The following is a 17,682-nucleotide window of genomic DNA, read 5'->3' on the forward strand; positions in this document are numbered from 1 at the left end:
TTGATGATTCGTTCGCTGCGCTCACTCATAGCGGATCCTCGGGTCAAGGGCGGCGTAGAGCAGGTCCACCAACAGGTTCATCAGGAGGTAGACGATCACCAGGATCACCACGATGGAGACCACGGTGGCGCTCTCCTTCGTGACGATCGACCGGTAGACGACCCGACCGATGCCGTTGATCTGGAAGATGCCCTCGGTGACGATGGCGCCGCCCATCAGGGCGCCGAGGTCGGTGCCGAGCAGGGTGACCACCGGGATCAGCGAGTTGCGCAGCAGGTGCACGCCGACCACCCGGCGCATCGGCAGGCCCTTGGCGATGGCCGTGCGCACGTAGTCGGAGCGGCGGTTCTCGGAGATGCTGGTCCGGGCCACCCGGGCGATGTACGCCATCGAGGCGCTACCCAGCACGAAGCCGGGTACGAGCAACTCGGAGATCCGCATTTCGCTCGACACGGTGGGCTCGACGATGTTCCACTGCACACCCAGCACCCACTGGAGCACGAAGCCGATGACGAAGATCGGCAGCGCGATCAGGAAGAGGGTGGAGACCAGGACCAGGTTGTCCAGGAAGCCGTTACGCCGAAGGCCGGTCAGCACGCCGGCGGTGAGGCCGATGATCGCCTCGATCGCCAGGGCCACCACGGCCAGCTTCAGGGTGTTCGGGTAGGCCGTGGCGATGATGTCGTTGATCGAACGACCGCCGAAGGTGGTACCGAAGTCACCCTGGAAGAGGTTCTTCATGTAGGTGGCGTACTGCACGTAGAGCGGCTGGTCCAGCTGGAACTTCTCGGTCATCACCGCGACGAATCCGGGCGGGCACGGCCGCTCGCCGCACTTGCCGGCGAACGGGTCGCCGGGCACCGACCAGACGAGCCAGTAGATCAGGAAGGTCGTGCCGATGAAGACCGGGACGAGTTGGAGCAGCCGTCTCAACAGATAACGGCCCATGGGGTGGTCCTCCAGACAGGGGGCGCGTCGGCGAGGCGACACGCGTGACGACGTGTCGAGGGGTATTTTGCACCCCTCGCGGAACGGCCCCAGGTCGGGCTCACCTGGTAGGTGAGCCCGACCTGGGTCAGACCGTACGGATCAGAGCTCGACGGAGGTGATGTCGATCTCGCCGACGTTGGTCAGCTCCACCTTCTTGATCTTCTCCGAGTGGCCGGACTGCTGACCCTGGAAGTAGACCGGGATGGACGGAACGTCCTGGTCGATGATCGCGACAGCCTCGGCGAACTTGGCGTGCGACGCGTCCAGGCTCGGCGCGCCACTGGCCTCCTTGGCCAGCGCGTCAACCTGGGTGTTGCTGTACAGGCCGTCGTTCGAGGAGCCACCAGTCACGTAGAGCGGGTTGACCCAGTTCTCCACGTCCGGGTAGTCCTGCTGCCAGCCGGCACGGTACGGGCCCTTCATCTTGTGGGCGTTGATCTGCTCACGGAAGACGGCGAAGGTCGGGATGCCCTCGGCCCGGGCGTTGATGCCCAGGGTGTTCTTTACGCTCTGCGCGACGGCGTCCATCCACGGCTTGTGGCTGGCGTCCGCGTTGTAGTAGAAGACCATCTCGCCCGTGAAGCCACCGGCCTCGGCCAGCAGCGCCTTGGCCTGCGCCGCGTCGAAGACGCACGAGGTGCAGTTCTTCTCCTTGGCGCCCGGGGTCAGCGGGTTGGCCCAGCTGTCGGCCGGAACGCGGTTACCGAAGAAGATCTTCTCGGTGATCTCCTGCCGGTTGATCGACAGCGAGACCGCCTTGCGCAGCTTCGGGTTCTTGAAGCGCGGGTCGTACGTCGGGAAGGCGATGATGCCCGTGGACGGGGTGACGGACTGGATGGCCCGCTCGCCCAGGTCGGTCTTCCACTTGTCACCGGCGAGCGACGACTGCGGCACCTGCTGCTGGAAGTCCAGGTTGTTGGCCAGCAGGTCGTTGTAGGCCGCCGTGTCCTCCTGGTACAGCTTGACGTCGACGTCCTTGATCTTCATCTTGTCGCGCAGCGTGTAGTCGTCGAAGCGCGTCAGCTTGATCATGACGTCGTCTTCCCACGACACGAACTTCACCGGGCCGTTACCGATCGGCTTCTTGCCGAAGTCTTCCGGCTTCTGGGTGAAGAACACGTCCGGCAGCGGCACGAAGGCGCTGTAGCCGAGCTTGGTCGGGAAGACCGCGGTCGGCGCGGCGAGGGTGACCTCGAAGGTGTAGTCGTCGACGACCTTGAGGCCGGTCATCTCCTTGGCCTTCGGCTCCGGAGCCGTCTTCGGGCCGTCCTCGTCCGGGTCCGTGGACTGGACGTCGGCGAAGCCCGCGATGTCGGCGAAGAAGCTGGAGTTCTGCGCGCCGTTCGGCGAGTACGCAGCCCAGTTCCAGGCCTTGGTGAAGTTGGCGGCCTTCACCTCGGACCCGTCGTGGAACTTCAGGCCCTTCTTGATCTTGATGGTGTAGACCTTGGAGTCCGTGGTTTCGATCGACTCCGCGACGGCGTTCTGCGGAGCACCACCGTTGTTCGGGTACTCGACCAGACCGGTCCACAGGTAGTCGATGATCGCGCCACCACCGGTCTCGGTGGTGTTCGCCGGGACCAGGGGAACCTCCGGCTGGGTGCCGTCGATGACGATGGCGCCGTCCGCGCTGTTGCCGGCGTCGCCGCCGTTGTCGCTGCCCGAGCAGCCGGACGCGATGAGCGCGACAGCCGCGCCCAGCGCAACCGCGCTACTCGCCCGCTTCGAGACTCTCATTCCGAGGGGCCTCCTCTTTCTAACCTGGTTCCGTCGTGGGTTTCACGCACGTCTGGGGGGTGACGCCAACGGCGACCCGTTGGCCGGGTCGCCGAACACCACTGGGAAATCGGGACACCCCCGATGTACCGATCCGCCGGGCCACCCCACCCGATCGGGATCGGCACTGCGCAGGCGTTTCTTCCACGAACCGCAGTCGACAGGCGGCGGGCGTGGTCGTCGGGCCGTACGGAGTGCCTCACACCGGGGGCGAGGTGCTGCCACTGTGACACTCACCGGCCACTTCCGTGAAGGTGCCGTTATCAAGACGTTAGTTGCCCGCCACGTTGCCGATACTTGAGAAAAGATCATGAAGTGGGCGTCTCGTGCCGCTCTGAGCAGGAAAGACATGGTCCTGCCAGAGCACGGGCCGACGCGTACGCTCAGGCCCTGTGAGCTTTCCCGCCTCCGCTCCCGTGCTCTCCGACGTCCGTCGAGCACTGGCTGTTTTTGCCCATCCGGACGATGTCGACTTCGGCTGTGCGGGCACAATCGCCGGCTGGGTGGATGAGGGTATCGAGGTCGCGTACCTCGTCGTCACCCGGGGGGATGCCGGCGGCTTCGACGACACCGAGCGGGCCCGGATGCCCCGGCTGCGGGAGGCCGAACAGCGGGCCGGCGCCGCGGCCGTCGGCGTCCGGCAGGTCGAGTTCCTCGACGACTATCCCGACGGGACGCTCGCCCCGACCCTGGACCTGCGTCGCGACATCACCGCGATGATCCGCCGGTTCCGCCCGGACCGGGTGCTGACCAGCTCGCCGCTACGCCGCTGGGAACAGCTCACCGGCCCCAGCCACCCGGACCACCTGGCCGTCGGCGAGGCCACCACCTGCGCGATCTATCCCGACGCGCGCAACCCGTTCACCCACCCCGACCTGCTCGCCGAGGGACTGGAGCCCTGGGTGGTCCGGGAGGTCTGGTACGCCGGCGGCCCCGGGCCGGACCACGCCGTCGACGTGACCGACCGGTTCGACCGGAAGATCGCGGCGATGCGGGCGCACCGCTCGCAGACCGGGCACTTCGACGTGGCGACCTGGATCCGGGACCGGCTCACCACGGTGGCCGACAACGCCGGGCTGCCGCCCGGCCGGCTGGCCGAGGCCTTCACGGTGCTACGAACCGAGTGACCCGACCGCGACCCGGCCGGCGCCCGCAGGTGTGGCGGCTGCCGGAGAAGAGGAGGCGATCACACCAGTCGGCGGTCGGCCGCCCAACGGGAGAGCTCGTACCGGTTGGACATCTGGAGCTTGCGCAGCACGTTGGAGACGTGCGTCTCGACCGTCTTGATCGAGATGAACAGCTCCTTGGCGATCTCCTTGTACGCGTACCCCCGGGCCAGCAGCCGGAGCACCTCGCGCTCACGGTTGGTGAGCTGGTCGAGTTCCGGATCGGCGACCGGAGTGTCGGGCCGGGCCGCGAATGCGTCCAGCACGAAGCCGGCCAGCCGCGGGCTGAACACCGCGTCGCCGTCGGCCACCCGGCGGATCGCCGCGGTCAGCTCGTCCGGCGAGATCGTCTTGGTGACATAGCCGCGGGCCCCGGCCCGGATCAGCCCGATCACGTCCTCGGCCGCGTCCGAGACGCTCAGCGCCAGGAACTTGACCTGCGGGTGGGTACGCCGCATCGCGTCCAGCACCGCCCGCCCGCCGCCGTCGGGCATGTGCACGTCGAGCAGGACCACGTCCGGCAGGGTGGCCGCGATCCGGTTGACCGCCTCGGCCACCGTGCTCGCCTCGCCCACCACTTCGACGTGCGCGCCGAGTTCGGCGCGTACGCCGGCGCGGAACATGGCGTGGTCGTCCACGAGGAAGACCCGCAGCCGCTCGGTGCGGGGCTCGGCCCCCTCGACCGGTTCCATCGACTGCTCGGCCATCGTCATCTGTCCCTTTCCGCTGTGGACGAGTCCCGGGAGATCGGCAGCATCAACCGGACCTCCGTCCCGTCACCCGGCCCGGACCGGATCTCGGCCCGACCGCCGTGCCGCTTCATCCGCCCGATGATCGAGCCACGGACGCCGTGCCGGTGATCCTCCACGGTATCCGGATCGAAACCCTTGCCCCGGTCCCGGACGAAGACGCTGACCTGATCGGGCTCCACCTCGGCGTAGAGCGAGACGGTCTGCACTCCGGCGTGCCGGGCGGCGTTCACCAGCGCCTCCCGGGCGGCGGCGACCAGCGCGCCGACCCGCTCGTCGGTCTCGCGGTCGCCGACCACCACCGCCTCCACCGTGATCGCGAAGGTGTCCTCGACCTCGGCCGCGGCCTGCTCCAGCGCGGCCGCGAACCGCTCGCTCGGCGACCCGGTGGGCTTGTAGAGCCAGTTGCGCAGAGAGCGCTCCTGCCCGCGGGCCAACCGCTGGACGGTCTTGATGTCGCTGGCGTTGCGCTGGATCAGGGCGAGGGTGTGCAGCACCTGGTCGTGCACCATGGCGGCCAACTCGGCCCGCTCCTGCTCCCGGATCCGCCCCTCGCGCTCCGAGCGGAGCTGGTTGTACGTCCGCCAGAGCACCGGTGCAGCGACCACGCACACCCCGGCGAGGCCGACCAGCGCGAAGATCACGCCGTTGATCACCGCGTCGAAGTTCTGCGCCGGGGAGTAGACCGCGGCGACGCCGATGATGCCGACCGCGACCAGTACCCCGCCGCCGATGAAGCGCAGCACGAACGCGCGCCGGTCACTCTCCTCCACCACCGCGCCGAGCCAGGGCACCGGCATCGAATCGCCCCACTGGCGACGCCGCTCCGGCGCGGACTGGTGCCAGATCACGCCGGCGCCGACCGCGATGATCGCCACCAGCCAGCCGGCGGTGCCCGCCGCGCCGATCGAGTCGAAGACCATCACCTGCACCAGCAGGACGCCGAGCCCGATCGCCACGAACGGCAGCAGCTGGGCGACGTCACGCCGGGGTGGCACTCCCGAGTTGCCGGGCCGCAGCGGCACCACGGCCCAGAAGGCCGCGTAGAGCAGCAGGCCGAGCCCGCTCAGCCCGAGCAGCACCATGAAGGCGATCCGTACCCGCAGCACCGAGATGCCGAGATGATCGGCGATGCCGGCGGCCACCCCGGCGGCCATCCGGTGCTCCGGGGCGCGGTAGAGGCGCGGTGGCGGGCTCGCGATGCTGATCGGAAACTCCCTGGTCGCGGTGGGGTGACGCCGGTCGAGGGCGGCGGAGACGGTGCGGCTGGCACCGGCCGTTTCCGGCGCCGGTTCGATCGTCACACGCTGCGCCCCGTGCCGACCACGGGGACGCCCCCGACATTCCGGCGCTCGGGATCTCAGGGTGGGGTCAGGGTCGGGTCCTGAGGTCGCTCGGGCGGGTGGGGCAGCAGGATCGAGGCATGACCGAGGAAGCTGCCCAGTCGCCCCGTCCCGGGGCGGCCTCGCCGGGCGGACCGCCACCACCAGCCCCGTCCACCGGCGGAGCCGGCCCCACCACGTTCGGCCCGCCGACCGCGACCGGTCCGCAGGAGCCCGCCGCCGCGACATCGGCCGGGTCCGATCCGACCGCCGCCGGCTGGGGGGCCGGCCCGGGCCCGGGATCGGGACCGGCCTGGTACGGGCCGGAGCCGACCGCGGCCGGCTTCGGGCCGGGCGGGCCCGGTGGTGGCCCGCCGCCCCCGCCCGAGGGCCCGGGTGGCGCCACCGTCGGCCCACCGCCCGGCGGCGCCGGCTTCACCTCACGCTACGGGCTGGTCCGGCCTCGGGAGGGGCGTTACCTGGCCGGTGTCTGCGCGGCCATCGGCCGGGCCACCAACACCGACCCGGTGCTGTGGCGGGTGCTGCTCGCGGTGCTCGGCTTCTTCGGCGGGATCGGCATTCTGGTATACGTGACGGCGTGGCTGATCATCCCCGGCGAGGGCGACACCGCGTCGCCGGTCGAGTCGATGCTCGGCCGGGGTCGGTCCAGCATGTCCCCGGTCACCGTGATCGTGCTCAGCATCCTGGTCGCGGTCAGCTTCGGCTACATCGTCACCGACGCCTTCCGGGCGGTCCTGCTCGGCGCGGCCATCCTGATCGGTGGCGCGCTGCTGCTCAACCGGGACAGCCGCGGCACACCGCCCGCCGTCGTGCCGGGCCCGCCGCCGCCCGCCGCGCCGCCCGGCCCGGTGCCACCGGTCAGCTACCCGGTGCCGGACCGGCCGGTCGCGCCGCCCACCGCCGACCTGGCCGCCGCAACCGGCGCCCCGGCGCCCGGGGTCGGCCCGGCGACCGGTCATCAACCGGCCACCGCCGGCGGCACCGGCTACCCGTGGGGCGCTCCGCACGGGGGGAGCGCGCTGCCCGGAGCCACCTCGGTCTCCGGCGGGGCCCCGGTCGCCGCCGTCCCGCCGGTCTCCGGTCAGCCGGCCGACCGCACCGCCGAGCTGCCCACCTGGCCGCCGGTGGCCGCCCCGGCGCCGCAGTGGCCGAGCAGTGTCGCCGCCACCTCGGGCCTGCCTCCGGCGACGCCCGCCGAGGCGGCGGCGAACGCGCCGGCTGGCCCCGGCTACCCGCCGACCGCGCCCCTGCCGCCGGCCGGCTACCGTCCGCCGTTCGCCCCGCACGGCCCGTACGCCTCGCAGTCGGCCGGGTACAAGCCACCGAAGCCGCCCAAGCCGCCGAAGCCGCCGAAGCGCCCGAAGGAGCGGTCCCCGCTCGGCGCGGTGACCTTCTCGCTGATCTTCCTCGCCCTGGGCGTGGTCGTCGTCCTCGACCTGGTCAACGCCTTCGACGTGGGCGCGTCGGCGTACTTCGCCGCGGCGCTGGCCACCATCGGTCTCGGGCTGCTGGTGGGCACCTGGTTCGGCCGGGCCCGCTGGCTGATCGCGCTCGGCCTGGTGACCGCCGCCGCGCTCGGCGTGGGTACGGTCGCCGAGTCCTACGACCGGGTCCGCGGCGTGGACGGGGCGGTGACCTGGGCGCCGACCAGCTACCAGGACCTCGCCACCCGCTACGAGAACAGCTTCGGCGACGCGGTGCTCGACCTGCGCGCGGTCGACTTCGCCAAACGGAACACCGAGATCACCGTGTCGATCAACTTCGGCGAGGCCACCGTCGTGGTGCCGCCGAACGTCGACGTGACGACGGTGGCCGACGTCAACGCCGGTGACGCGTCCATCTTCGGCCGGCGCCACGCCGGGCCGGCCGGGCCGTCCCGGGAGATCACCGACCTCGGCTCGGACGGGGTCGGCGGCGGGACGCTGCGCCTCTTCATCCACGTGAACGCCGGCAACCTGGAGGTGACTCGGTGAAGGCTCACCGCACCGATCTGGTCTCGTTCGCCTTCGGGCTGGTCTTCCTGGCCCTCGCCGCCTGGTGGCTGCTGGCCCAGTTGCTCGGGCTGGCACTGCCACCGGTCGGCTGGTTCCTGGCCGGCGCGCTGATCCTGATCGGGGTGCTCGGCCTGGTCGGCGCGCTCCGCTCGGGCCGGTCCGCCGACCGGGATGCGGCAACCGCCACCACGCCGGCCCCGGCCGAACCCGTCTCCGGCGCCGCCGGGCCCGCCCTCGGCGGGCCGGCCGCCGCCTTCGGAGAAACGGCGCCGACCTCGGGCGCGGCGATGCCCGGCTCCGGCGCGGGCCTGCCGGCCTGGGACGCCCCGCCGCCGGCCTGGGACACCGCGCCACCGGCCCGGACCGCAGAGCATTCGGCCCTCAACGCGGGCTGGGCGGAGCCCGGCCTGGGCGGTGTCGGTCCCGGCCTGGGCGGCGCCGGGCGCGAGCCTGGTGACCAGGCGGTCGGTGGGATCCACCCGGCGTGGCTGCCCGACCAGCCGACCGGCAGCCCGGCCTGGCAGCCCGACCAGCCCACCAGCGGCAGCCCGGTCTCGGCGGTCGACGAACCGACCGCCGACGGCAGCCCGGTCCGGCCGGCGGACGAGCCGACCGTCGGCGGAAGCCGGGCGGTGGATCAGGCCGACGAACGGCCGACCGAGGCGGTCACCAGCACTCCGGGCGAGATGGTCGAGGACCGGCCGGGCGGCGGGGCCGAGCCCCGGGCGGCGACCCCCGACGAGGACGGTCCCCGGCGCTGACGCCGGCGCCGCTCGTCCGGCGGACGGCCGACCCGACGGATTCCTGGCCGGGCACGCCCCAGGCGTGCCCGGCCAGCCTCGGCGAGCCACGATCGGCCCGAGGCGCCACGACCGCTCCGGCGAGCCACGACCGGCCCGAGGCGTCACGATCGCCCCGGCCGACCGCGCCCGCCCACCTGGCCTGGCCGAGCCGACAGACGGAGCCGGGTCGGCGGACCGGGCCGAGCCGGCAGACCGGGCGGACGACGGCGGTGCGGTCGTCGCGCGTGGACGCCTATGCTGACCGATGGAGAATCCGCCGTCGTCGGCCGGCCCGCGTCGCCGTGGCGGCCCCGTCGCGCTTCCCGTGTCTACCCCGTCAGGAGCCCGTCCGACATGACCCAGTCCCCCGCCGTGCGTCCCCCCGGCCGGCCCGGTCCGGTCCGCATCGGCGAGCGAGCCGCCCGTACCCTCGTCACCGAGCTCGCCCGGCTCAACCACCCGAAGGCCGCCCTGCTGGTCGGCGCGGGCCCGCAGTCCGCCGTGCTCGCCGCGGCGATCGAGGCGCTGCTGCCCGGTGACCGGCTCACCGTGGTGCCCGCCGAGGGCGCGTCCGCAGCCGCGCTGCGCGATCACGTCACCGCCCAGGGCCGGTGGGTCGCCGACCGGGTCCGGGTGGTCGACTCGCTCGCCGAGACCGACGCCGCCGAGGTGGTCATCGCCGCCGAGCCGTTGCTCGGCACGGTCGACGAGACCCGTACCGCGATCGAGGGGCTGACGAAGTACCTCAGCGACGGCGCGGTGCTCAGCGTGGCGACGGCCGCCGCCCCCGGTCGGACGGCAGGTGCGGCGGCCGAGCTGGAGCGGCAGGGCGCCCTCTACGGCGTCGGCACCGACCTGGTGCTGCGCAACTCCCCGCCGGTGCGACTGTTCCGGCTCCGGCTCACCCCGGCCGGCCCCTCGGCGGCCGACCAGCTCGCGCCGGCCCACCGGCCGTCCAGCGTGCCGCTGACGCGCGCGATGCACATCGACTCCAACGGGGTGGCCGCGGCCGGCATCACTCTCGGCCTGGCCGCGCTGGCCCGGCTGACCCGGCCGAAGTCCAAGCTCTGGCTGCTGCCCGCGCTCGCCGCGGCCCCGGTCGCCGCGTTCTTCCGTGACCCGGAGCGCGACGTCCCCGAGGACCCGACGGCCGTGGTGGCCGCGGCGGACGGGCAGGTCCTGTCGGTGCAGCGGCTGCACGACGAGCGTTTCGGCGACGGCGAGTGGCTGCGCGTCGCGGTCTTCCTGTCGGTGCTGGACGTGCACGTCAACCGCGCTCCCGTCGCCGGCAAGGTGGTCGACTACTTCGTGGCCGACGGCGGGTTCGTCAACGCCATGAAGCCGGACGCCGAGCACAACGTGGCCGCGTACACGGTGCTGGACACCACGCACGGCACGGTGGTGGTGGCGCAGCGGACGGGGCTGATCGCCCGGCGCATCGTGCAGCGGGCACCGATCGGCGCGCTGCTGGCCAAGGGCGAGCGCTTCGGGCTGATCCGGTTCGGTTCGCGTACCGACGTCTACCTGCCCGCCGAGGCGGCGGATCCGCTGGTCGGCCCGGGCGACAAGGTGGTCGGCGGGTCGAGCGTGATCGCCCGCTGGCGCTGAACCGCAGCGACGAAGAAGGGGGCGCCGCGGCTGCGGCGCCCCCTTCTTCGTCGAGGTACGGGGATCAGGCGGTGCGGCGCTGGCGCAACCAGAGCACCGGCCCGCTGACCAGGTAACCCACCACGATCAGGGCGAAGGTGAGCCGGATGTCGACCAGGGCACCGATCACCGGCGCCAGCCAGAGCCACGCCGGCAGCTTCACCAGCCGGGCGAGCTTCGCGTACGGGAAGCTGGACACCATCGCGAAGGCGAGCAGCGCCACGCCGGCGACGAGCACCGGGCCGGGCACCGGCAGGCCGATGGCGACGGTCACCGCGAGCACGGCGGCAGCCATCGTGGTGGGCACCCCGCAGAAGAACCGGCCGTCCTTCGGCGAGACGTTGAATCGGGCGAGCCGGATCGCCGCGCAGGCCCCGACGAGGGCGCAGGCGACGGCCGCGGCCGCCGTGGAGACGGAACCGGCGAGCGAGGCGTAGACCACCACCGGCGCGGCGAGGCCGAACGAGCACATGTCGGCCAGCGAGTCCATCTGTGCACCGAACGGGCTGGCCACGCCGAACTTGCGGGCCAGCGCCCCGTCCAGGCCGTCGAACGCGACGCAGGCGATCAGGCAGATCGCAGCGACGCGCACCTCGCCCTGCATGGCCAGGAAGATGGCGAACATGCCCAGCGTCAGGCTGCTCAGCGTGCACGCGTTGACCAGGGCGAACTTCACCCGGCGGCTGGTGGTGCGCTCGCCGGGGAGCAGCGGGATGGGGCGCCCGTTGCTCTGGTCGTCGGGCTCGGCGACAGGCGCCAGGGCCGGGCTGACCGGCATGACCGACTCGACGCTCGGCCGGTTGAACCGGTTGAGGCCGTAGCGTCGGCGGCGCCGGTCGGCGTAGCGGGGCTCGGTCAGCACGCCCTCGCTGCCGCCGTGCAGGTCGCCGTCGCGGCGGCCCACCCGGACCAGCAGCACCTGCCGGGCAAAGGTGCTGCTGCGGCGCAACCGGCCCGCCCAGCGGGGCCCTGCGGGGCGCGGACTGTCAGTCGTACGACGCCGGCGCCATGGGGCTCTCGGCACGTTTCCTCCATCACCGGATCGGCTGTCCGCCATTGGGGCGGGCGTCCGGCTGTCTCGTGCCGGACCTTCACTGGCCCGGCAGCCGTTGTGCGGAGTACACCATCGCATAAGGGAACGGAGCTTGGCGATAGCTGCCGGCGGTACTTATATCTGGCTTAAACCGCGCGAACCGCTGTCATATTCCCATCCCGGGCCTCATCGCCCGTTTCTCCATCATTCCCCGCTTCGACTGTACCGGAGTTGGCCAATGTCGGCTCGGCTGGCGGGTGCTATCGGCGCGGACGTCCCATTGACCAGGCAGCGATCTCGGTGAGTGGCAGCCCGGCCAGCTCCGCGGGGTCGAACCAGGCGGCCCGGGCGGTCGAGCCACCGGCCAGCTCGGTGACCCTCGGCTCGGTCGGCGCCTCGACCACCACCCGGTAGACCACCCGTACGCCGTGCCAGTCCAGCGGGCGGCCCTCCGGGCCGAGCGCCGCCGGGTTGTGCAGGTTGTCCACCGCGACCAGCTCGGTCACCCGGCCGAGCTGGCCGGACTCCTCGACCAGCTCACGCAGGAGCGCGGGCACCGGCTGCTCGCCGTGGTCCGTCCCGCCGCCGGGCAGGTGCCAACGCCCGGCCCCGGGGTAGCCGTCCGCGATCATCGTGAGCAGTACCCGCCCGGCCGGGTCGGTGACCAGCCCGTACGCCCCGAACCGGAGCCGGCGGTCGGCCGGTGGCGGTGGAAACGACGCCCGCCGTCCCTGCCCGGCCGGCAGCGGGGTGACCGGCAGGCCGAGCAGCTCGGCGGTGAACGGCATCAGCGGCACCTCGGCCGCCTCGTCCGGGGTCAGCCAGCGGGCCAGGTCGGTCGTGCCGTCCCGCTCGTCGCGCAGCTCTCCGTCGACCACCGTCAGGTCGAAGACGAGCCGGTCGGTGTGCATCGCCACGCCGGCCTCGGGGAACTGGACCACGTCGGCGACCACCGCACGCAGCCCGGCCACCTCGACGGTCAGCCCGGTCTCCTCGGTGACCTCACGGACCACCGCGTGCGCGGGATGTTCGGCGTGCTCCACGCCGCCGCCGGGCACCTGCCAGACGCCCGGGAAGTGGGCGCTGGCGGATCCCCGCACCAGCAGCACCCGCCCGTCGTCCCGGCAGACCCCGTACGCACCCACCCGCCGCCGCTGCTGCATCCCCGTGGCCCTCGCGTCCCCGTCCGGATCGTCCCGTCGATCATGAAGTTATCGCCGTCCATGTCGGCGTGTCCCGACAATAACTTCATGATCACCGCCGGGGCGGCGGGAGGGGTGGGGGTTGGGGGGGCAGGGGGGCAGGGGGTTGGGGGTTAGGGGGTTAGGCGGGCGGCTTGGACGGCTTCGGCGGTGACCTCGGTTAGGCGGTCGGCGGGCAGCGCGCCCAGCTCGGCGGGAGCGAACCACCGGGCCTCGCTGGTGGAGCCGCCGACGTCGGCGACCCGGGGCGGGGCGGGCTGGTCGACCACCACCCGGTAGAAGGCACGCACCCCGTGCCAGTCGATCGGGTAACCCTCCGGGCCGAGTGAGGCGGCGTCGCGGTGACTGGCCACCCCGAGCAGCTCGACCAGCCGGCCGGACTGCCCGGTCTCCTCGACCAGCTCCCGGATCAGCGCGGCGCCGGGCTGCTCGCCGTAGTCGGTGCCGCCGCCGGGCAGGTGCCAGCAGCCGGCGCCCGGGTAGCCGTCGGCCACCCGGGTGAGCAGCACCCGGCCCGCCGGGTCGGTGCAGACCGCGTACGCGGCGAAGCGCTGTGCCCGGTGCAGCCCGTCCGGGCCGGGCACCGCGTAGAAGGAGGGGAACTCCGGCGGCTCGTCGGGGACCACGTCGGCGGAGGAGGCGGGCAGTTCCAGGGCGCGCGCGGTGAACGAGCGCAGCGGCAGCGAGGCGGCCTCCTCGCGGGTGAACCACCGCACCAGGTCGGTCGGCCGGTCCACCCGGTCGAGCAGGGTGCCGCCCCGTACCGAGACCCGGTAGACGAGGCGGTCGGTGTGGATCGTGATGCCCCGCTCGGGCAGCGCCCGCATGTCGGCCAGCACGTCGTGCAGACCGGTGACGGCGACCGAGAGGCCGGTCTCCGCCGCGGTCTCGCGGACGACGGTGTGGTTCGGATCCTCGCCGTGGTCGACCGCCCCGCCGGGCAGCGACCACGTGCCGGGAGTGCCGGAGCGCTCCGACGCGCGGACCAGCAGAACTCGGCCCTGAGGATCAGCACAGACTGCGTATGCCGCGATCCTGCGCAGCGGCGTCAGCGTGGTGGTCACGGGTGGAAATTCTCCCCGGGCCCGGTTACCGGTATCGAAAAGAGTCAGATTCCTGACTCAAGGCTCCCGGGTCAGGGACCGGTCAGGGTAGGGATCCGGGCGGTCACCGAGGACGCCCCGCCGTCCGGCGCGGAGGGTGGAGGCATGACAGCCACCACCCCTCCCCACGCTCCCTACAAGCAGCTCCGGCGACCGACCACCGACCGCATGGTGGCCGGCGTCGCGAGCGGTGTCGGCCGCTACTTCGGCATCGACCCCACCCTGGTCCGGGTGATCTTCGCGGTCACCGGGCTGCTCACCGGCGGGCTCGCCCTGCTCGCGTACCCGATCATGTGGTTCCTGATGCCCGAGGAGCCGGCCGGCGCGCCCGCGTGGCCGCACCCGACGGCCGCCGCGCCGCAGGGCCCGCCACCCGCCGCCGGGCCCGCGCCCACGCGACCCGGGTACGCCCCGACGCCGACCTACCCGAACGTGCCGCCGAGCGGACCCACGCCGCCGGCCGCGGCCTGAGCCGGGATCACTCCCACTCGATGGTGCCCGGCGGCTTGCTGGTCACGTCGAGCACGACCCGGTTGACCTCGGCCACCTCGTTGGTGATCCGGGTGGAGATCTTGGCGATCACGTCGTAGGGCAGCCGGGACCAGTCGGCGGTCATCGCGTCCTCGCTGGAGACCGGGCGCAGCACCACGGGATGCCCGTAGCTGCGCCCGTCCCCCTGCACCCCGACGCTGCGCACGTCGGCGAGGAGGACCACCGGGAACTGCCAGACGCCCCGGTCCAGGCCGGCCGCGGTCAGCTCCTCGCGGGCGATCAGGTCGGCCCGGCGGAGCAGGTCAAGGCGCTCCCGGTCGACCGCGCCGATGATCCGGATGGCCAGGCCGGGGCCCGGGAACGGGTGCCGCCAGACCATCGCCTCGGGCAGCCCCAGCTCCAGGCCGAGCGCCCGGACCTCGTCCTTGAAGAGCGTGCGCAGCGGCTCGACCAGGGCGAACTTCAGGTCCTCCGGCAAGCCGCCGACGTTGTGGTGGCTCTTGATGTTGGCGGTGCCGGTGCCGCCGCCGGACTCGACGACGTCCGGATAGAGGGTGCCCTGCACCAGGAACTCGACGTCGCCGTGCGACGCGATCTCCCGGGCGGCGGCCTCGAAGACCCGGATGAACTCGCGTCCGATGATCTTCCGCTTCTGCTCCGGGTCGGTGATCCCGGCCAGCGCGCCGAGGAACCGGTCCGCGGCGTCGACCACCTTCAGCTTGATGCCGGTGGCCGCGACGTAGTCCTTCTCCACCTGCTCGGCCTCACCCGCGCGCAGCAGGCCGTGGTCGACGAAGACGCAGGTCAACTGGTCGCCGACGGCCTTGTGCACCAGCGCGGCGGCGACCGCGGAGTCGACCCCGCCGCTCAGGCCGCAGATGACCTCCTTGTCGCCGACCTGCGCCCGGATCCGGGCCACCTGCTCGTCGATGATGTTCGCCGGCGTCCAGGTGGGCTCGATGCCGGCGATGTCGTAGAGGAACCGGGTGAGCATCTCCTGGCCGTGCGCGGTGTGCCCGACCTCCGGGTGGAACTGCACGCCGGCCCGGCGGCCGGTCAGGTCCTCGAACGCGGCGACCGGCGCGCCGGCGGACTCGGCGGTGACCGTGAAGCCGGCGGGCGCCTCGGTGACGCAGTCACCGTGGCTCATCCAGACCGGCAGGTCGGCCGGCAGATCGCGCAGCAGCACGCCGGGGTCGAGGAGACGCGGGCGCAGCGGGGTGCCGCCGTACTCGCGGTTGCCGGTGCGGGCCACCGTGCCGCCGAGCGCCTGGGCCATCGCCTGGAAGCCGTAGCAGATGCCGAAGACCGGCACCCCGGCGTTGAACATGCCGGCGTCGATCTGCGGGGCGTCCGGCGCGTAGACGCTGGCCGGGCCGCCGGAGAGGATGATCGCGGCCGGGTCCTTGGCCAGCATCTCGGCGACCGGCATGGAGTGCGGCACGATCTCCGAATAGACCCTCGCCTCACGCACCCGGCGCGCGATGAGCTGGGCGTACTGGGCTCCGAAGTCCACCACGAGGACGGGGCGAGGCGTGCTCATGTGGGCAAAGCCTACCGACAGTCACCGGCGGGCCCGCTCCGCCCCGCCCGGCGGCGGGACAGATCACTCTTCCGCTCCCGGATCAGGGGCGCAGGGCGGCGGGAGCGTGGGCCGGCACGGCGGGCTGCCGCGGCGCGACCGGGTCCAGCCGGCGGTACGGAGCGCCGAGCGGCGGCCTCGGGTCCGTCTCGCCCTTGTTGGGCCAGAGCGACATCGCCCGCTCCGCCTGGGCGGTGATGGTCAGCGACGGGTTCACCCCGAGGTTGGCCGAGACCGCCGCCCCGTCCACCACGTGCAGCCCCGGATGCCCGTACACCCGGTGGTAGGGGTCGATCACCCCCTCGGCCGGGGTGGCCCCGATCACCGCCCCGCCGAGGATGTGCGCGGTCATCGGGATGTTGAAGGGCTCGGTCAGCGCGCCGCCCGGCGTACCGCCGATCTCCTCGGCGAGCAGCCGGACAGCGTCGTTGCCGGCCGGAATCCAGGTCGGGTTCGGCGCGCCGTGCCCGGGGCCGCTTACCAGCCGCCGACCGAGCGGCCCACGCCGCCACCGGGTGGTCAGCGAGTTGTCGACCGACTGCATGACCAGGGCGATCACCGTCCGCTCCGACCAGCGGCGGACGGAGAGCAGCCGGGCCGCGGTGCCCGGCTGCCGCAGCAGTGTGCCGACCCAACGCCGGACGCGGTGCGGACCGCCGTCGACCAGCAGCGACTGGAGCAGCCCCATCGCGTTGGAGCCCCGCCCGTAGCGGACCGGCTCCACGTGGGTCTGCGGGTCGGGGTGGAACGAGCTGGTGATGGCCACCCCCTCGGTGAAGTCGAGCCGCTGTGTCCGGGCCCGCCGGCGGGGCACCGAGGCGCCGAGGATCGCCTCCGAGTTGGTCCGGGTCAGCTCGCCCAGTCGGGGCGAGAGCGCGGGGAGCGCGCCGGTCGCCTTCATCTCGTGCAGCAGACGCTGGGTGCCGAGCGCGCCAGCGGCGAAGACCACCTGATCGGCCCGGAAAATCTGGCGGCGCCGGCGCAACCAGGCGCCGGTGCGAACGGTGTGCACCTCGTGACCGCCGTCCGGCGCGGGGCGGACGGCGGTCACCGTGGTCAGCGGGTGCACCCGCGCGCCGAGCCGCTCGGCCAACCAGAGGTAGTTCTTGACCAGGGTGTTCTTCGCCCCGTGCCGGCAACCGGTCATGCAGGATCCGCAGTGCGTGCAGCCGGTGCGCTCCGGGCCGGCCCCGCCGAAGTACGGGTCGGCGACCCGCTCGCCGGGCCGGCCGATGTGCACCCCGACCGGGGTGGCGTGGAAGGTGTGCCCCACCCCCATCCGCTCGGCCACCGCCCGCATCGCCCGGTCCGCCCCGGTGTCGCGCGGATAGGTGGTGACGCCGAGCATCCGCTTGGCCTGGTCGTAGTGGCGGGCCAACTCGTCGCGCCAGTCGGTGATGTCCCGCCATTGCGGGTCGCTGTAGAACGCAGGTAGCGGCTCGTAGAGGGTGTTGGCGTAGACCAGCGATCCGCCGCCCACCCCGGTGCCGGAGAGCACCAGCACCCCACCGCCGGCACGGCGGTCGGCCGCCCGGAGCAGGGTGATCCGCTGGATCCCGTAGCAGCCGAGCCGTGGCGCCCAGAGGAAGCGCCGGGCCCGCCACGAGGTCTGCGGGAACTCGTCGTCGGCGAAGCGCCGGCCGGCCTCCAGGACCCCGACCGAGTAGCCCTTCTCGGCCAGCCGCAGCGCGGTGACGCTGCCGCCGAACCCGGACCCGATGACCAGCACGTCGTACCGCATGAACGCATCATTACCGGTCAGTAGCTGTCGCGCCAGGGGCGGGATTCGCGCGATCATGCACAGCGGTCGACCGACCCGGTGC

At 72.8% G+C, this 17,682-nt stretch carries 13 protein-coding genes and 1 pseudogene; 5 read left to right on the forward strand and 9 right to left on the reverse strand.

Annotated elements, in window-relative coordinates; all coding sequences use genetic code 11:
* Window positions 1-21: 21 nt before the first annotated feature.
* Together ACIBBA_RS00455 and ACIBBA_RS00460 are read right to left on the reverse strand one after the other, a co-directional pair.
* Entirely contained in the window at window positions 22-948 is a 927-nt protein-coding gene (locus ACIBBA_RS00455; protein ID WP_350871403.1) for an ABC transporter permease, read from the reverse strand.
* Window positions 949-1,089: 141 nt separating this feature from the next.
* Window positions 1,090-2,727, reverse strand: coding sequence for an ABC transporter substrate-binding protein (locus ACIBBA_RS00460; RefSeq protein WP_396692431.1), 1,638 nt, complete (start codon window positions 2,725-2,727; stop codon window positions 1,090-1,092).
* Between the two features lie 455 nt (window positions 2,728-3,182).
* Between ACIBBA_RS00460 and ACIBBA_RS00465 the strand changes: the two genes are divergently transcribed.
* Window positions 3,183-3,893: a PIG-L deacetylase family protein gene (locus tag ACIBBA_RS00465; protein ID WP_396693384.1), complete on the forward strand. Its 711-nt coding sequence runs from the start codon at window positions 3,183-3,185 to the stop codon at window positions 3,891-3,893.
* 59 nt (window positions 3,894-3,952) lie between these two features.
* Here the strand turns inward: ACIBBA_RS00465 and ACIBBA_RS00470 are convergent, their stop codons facing one another.
* Window positions 3,953-4,639 carry a response regulator transcription factor gene (locus ACIBBA_RS00470; protein WP_357052198.1) on the reverse strand — a complete coding sequence of 229 codons (687 nt, stop codon included), beginning with the start codon at window positions 4,637-4,639 and terminating at the stop codon, window positions 3,953-3,955.
* 2 nt (window positions 4,640-4,641) lie between these two features.
* A complete protein-coding gene (locus ACIBBA_RS00475; RefSeq protein WP_396693387.1) occupies window positions 4,642-5,883 on the reverse strand; it encodes a PspC domain-containing protein in 1,242 nt (413 codons plus the stop codon).
* A gap of 221 nt (window positions 5,884-6,104) precedes the next feature.
* Between ACIBBA_RS00475 and ACIBBA_RS00480 the strand changes: the two genes are divergently transcribed.
* From ACIBBA_RS00480 to ACIBBA_RS00490, 3 genes and pseudogenes are all read left to right on the forward strand, one after another.
* Window positions 6,105-7,997: a PspC domain-containing protein gene (locus tag ACIBBA_RS00480; protein ID WP_396692433.1), complete on the forward strand. Its 1,893-nt coding sequence runs from the start codon at window positions 6,105-6,107 to the stop codon at window positions 7,995-7,997.
* A pseudogene (locus ACIBBA_RS00485) lies at window positions 7,994-8,224 on the forward strand (hypothetical protein); the annotation flags it as partial. The gene ACIBBA_RS00480 and the pseudogene ACIBBA_RS00485, both read left to right, overlap by 4 nt.
* A 930-nt stretch (window positions 8,225-9,154) precedes the next feature.
* Window positions 9,155-10,408, forward strand: coding sequence for a phosphatidylserine decarboxylase (locus ACIBBA_RS00490; protein ID WP_396692435.1), 1,254 nt, complete (start codon window positions 9,155-9,157; stop codon window positions 10,406-10,408).
* A gap of 64 nt (window positions 10,409-10,472) precedes the next feature.
* Here the strand turns inward: ACIBBA_RS00490 and ACIBBA_RS00495 are convergent, their stop codons facing one another.
* The 3 genes from ACIBBA_RS00495 to ACIBBA_RS00505 all read right to left on the reverse strand — a co-directional run bounded on the left by ACIBBA_RS00495 (window position 10,473) and on the right by ACIBBA_RS00505 (window position 13,746).
* On the reverse strand, window positions 10,473-11,396 hold the full coding sequence (locus tag ACIBBA_RS00495) for a CDP-alcohol phosphatidyltransferase family protein (RefSeq protein ID WP_396692437.1): 924 nt from the start codon (window positions 11,394-11,396) through the stop codon (window positions 10,473-10,475).
* A gap of 344 nt (window positions 11,397-11,740) precedes the next feature.
* Window positions 11,741-12,643 (reverse strand): NUDIX hydrolase, encoded by a 903-nt coding sequence (locus tag ACIBBA_RS00500; protein WP_396692439.1) that lies wholly within the window; start codon window positions 12,641-12,643, stop codon window positions 11,741-11,743.
* A 152-nt stretch (window positions 12,644-12,795) separates the two neighbouring features.
* The gene (locus tag ACIBBA_RS00505; RefSeq protein WP_396692441.1) at window positions 12,796-13,746 is read right to left on the reverse strand and encodes an NUDIX hydrolase; all 951 of its coding nucleotides are present in this window, start codon (window positions 13,744-13,746) and stop codon (window positions 12,796-12,798) included.
* A 144-nt stretch (window positions 13,747-13,890) separates the two neighbouring features.
* On the opposite strand from ACIBBA_RS00505, the gene ACIBBA_RS00510 reads away from it, so the two are divergent.
* A complete protein-coding gene (locus tag ACIBBA_RS00510) occupies window positions 13,891-14,256 on the forward strand; it encodes a PspC domain-containing protein (RefSeq protein ID WP_396692443.1) in 366 nt (121 codons plus the stop codon).
* Between the two features lie 7 nt (window positions 14,257-14,263).
* Here the strand turns inward: ACIBBA_RS00510 and guaA are convergent, their stop codons facing one another.
* Window positions 14,264-15,820 carry a glutamine-hydrolyzing GMP synthase gene (gene guaA, locus ACIBBA_RS00515; RefSeq protein ID WP_396692445.1) on the reverse strand — a complete coding sequence of 519 codons (1,557 nt, stop codon included), beginning with the start codon at window positions 15,818-15,820 and terminating at the stop codon, window positions 14,264-14,266.
* 82 nt (window positions 15,821-15,902) lie between these two features.
* On the reverse strand, window positions 15,903-17,600 hold the full coding sequence (locus ACIBBA_RS00520; RefSeq protein ID WP_396692447.1) for an FAD-dependent oxidoreductase: 1,698 nt from the start codon (window positions 17,598-17,600) through the stop codon (window positions 15,903-15,905).
* Window positions 17,601-17,682 lie beyond the last annotated feature (82 nt).

Source organism: Micromonospora sp. NPDC051006, assembly GCF_044456245.1.
Classification (GTDB): Bacteria; Actinomycetota; Actinomycetes; order Mycobacteriales; family Micromonosporaceae; genus Micromonospora.

What these genes read in the sequence shown, in the direction of transcription:
- ACIBBA_RS00500 (WP_396692439.1), bottom strand. Translation starts at nt 12,643, where the DNA reads ATGCAGCAGCGGCGGCGGGTGGGTGCGTACGGGGTCTGCCGGGACGAC.
- ACIBBA_RS00480 (WP_396692433.1), top strand. Translation starts at nt 6,105, where the DNA reads ATGACCGAGGAAGCTGCCCAGTCGCCCCGTCCCGGGGCGGCCTCGCCG.
- ACIBBA_RS00455 (WP_350871403.1), bottom strand. Translation starts at nt 948, where the DNA reads ATGGGCCGTTATCTGTTGAGACGGCTGCTCCAACTCGTCCCGGTCTTC.
- ACIBBA_RS00490 (WP_396692435.1), top strand. Translation starts at nt 9,155, where the DNA reads ATGACCCAGTCCCCCGCCGTGCGTCCCCCCGGCCGGCCCGGTCCGGTC.
- ACIBBA_RS00510 (WP_396692443.1), top strand. Translation starts at nt 13,891, where the DNA reads ATGACAGCCACCACCCCTCCCCACGCTCCCTACAAGCAGCTCCGGCGA.
- guaA (WP_396692445.1), bottom strand. Translation starts at nt 15,820, where the DNA reads ATGAGCACGCCTCGCCCCGTCCTCGTGGTGGACTTCGGAGCCCAGTAC.
- ACIBBA_RS00460 (WP_396692431.1), bottom strand. Translation starts at nt 2,727, where the DNA reads ATGAGAGTCTCGAAGCGGGCGAGTAGCGCGGTTGCGCTGGGCGCGGCT.
- ACIBBA_RS00470 (WP_357052198.1), bottom strand. Translation starts at nt 4,639, where the DNA reads ATGGCCGAGCAGTCGATGGAACCGGTCGAGGGGGCCGAGCCCCGCACC.
- ACIBBA_RS00520 (WP_396692447.1), bottom strand. Translation starts at nt 17,600, where the DNA reads ATGCGGTACGACGTGCTGGTCATCGGGTCCGGGTTCGGCGGCAGCGTC.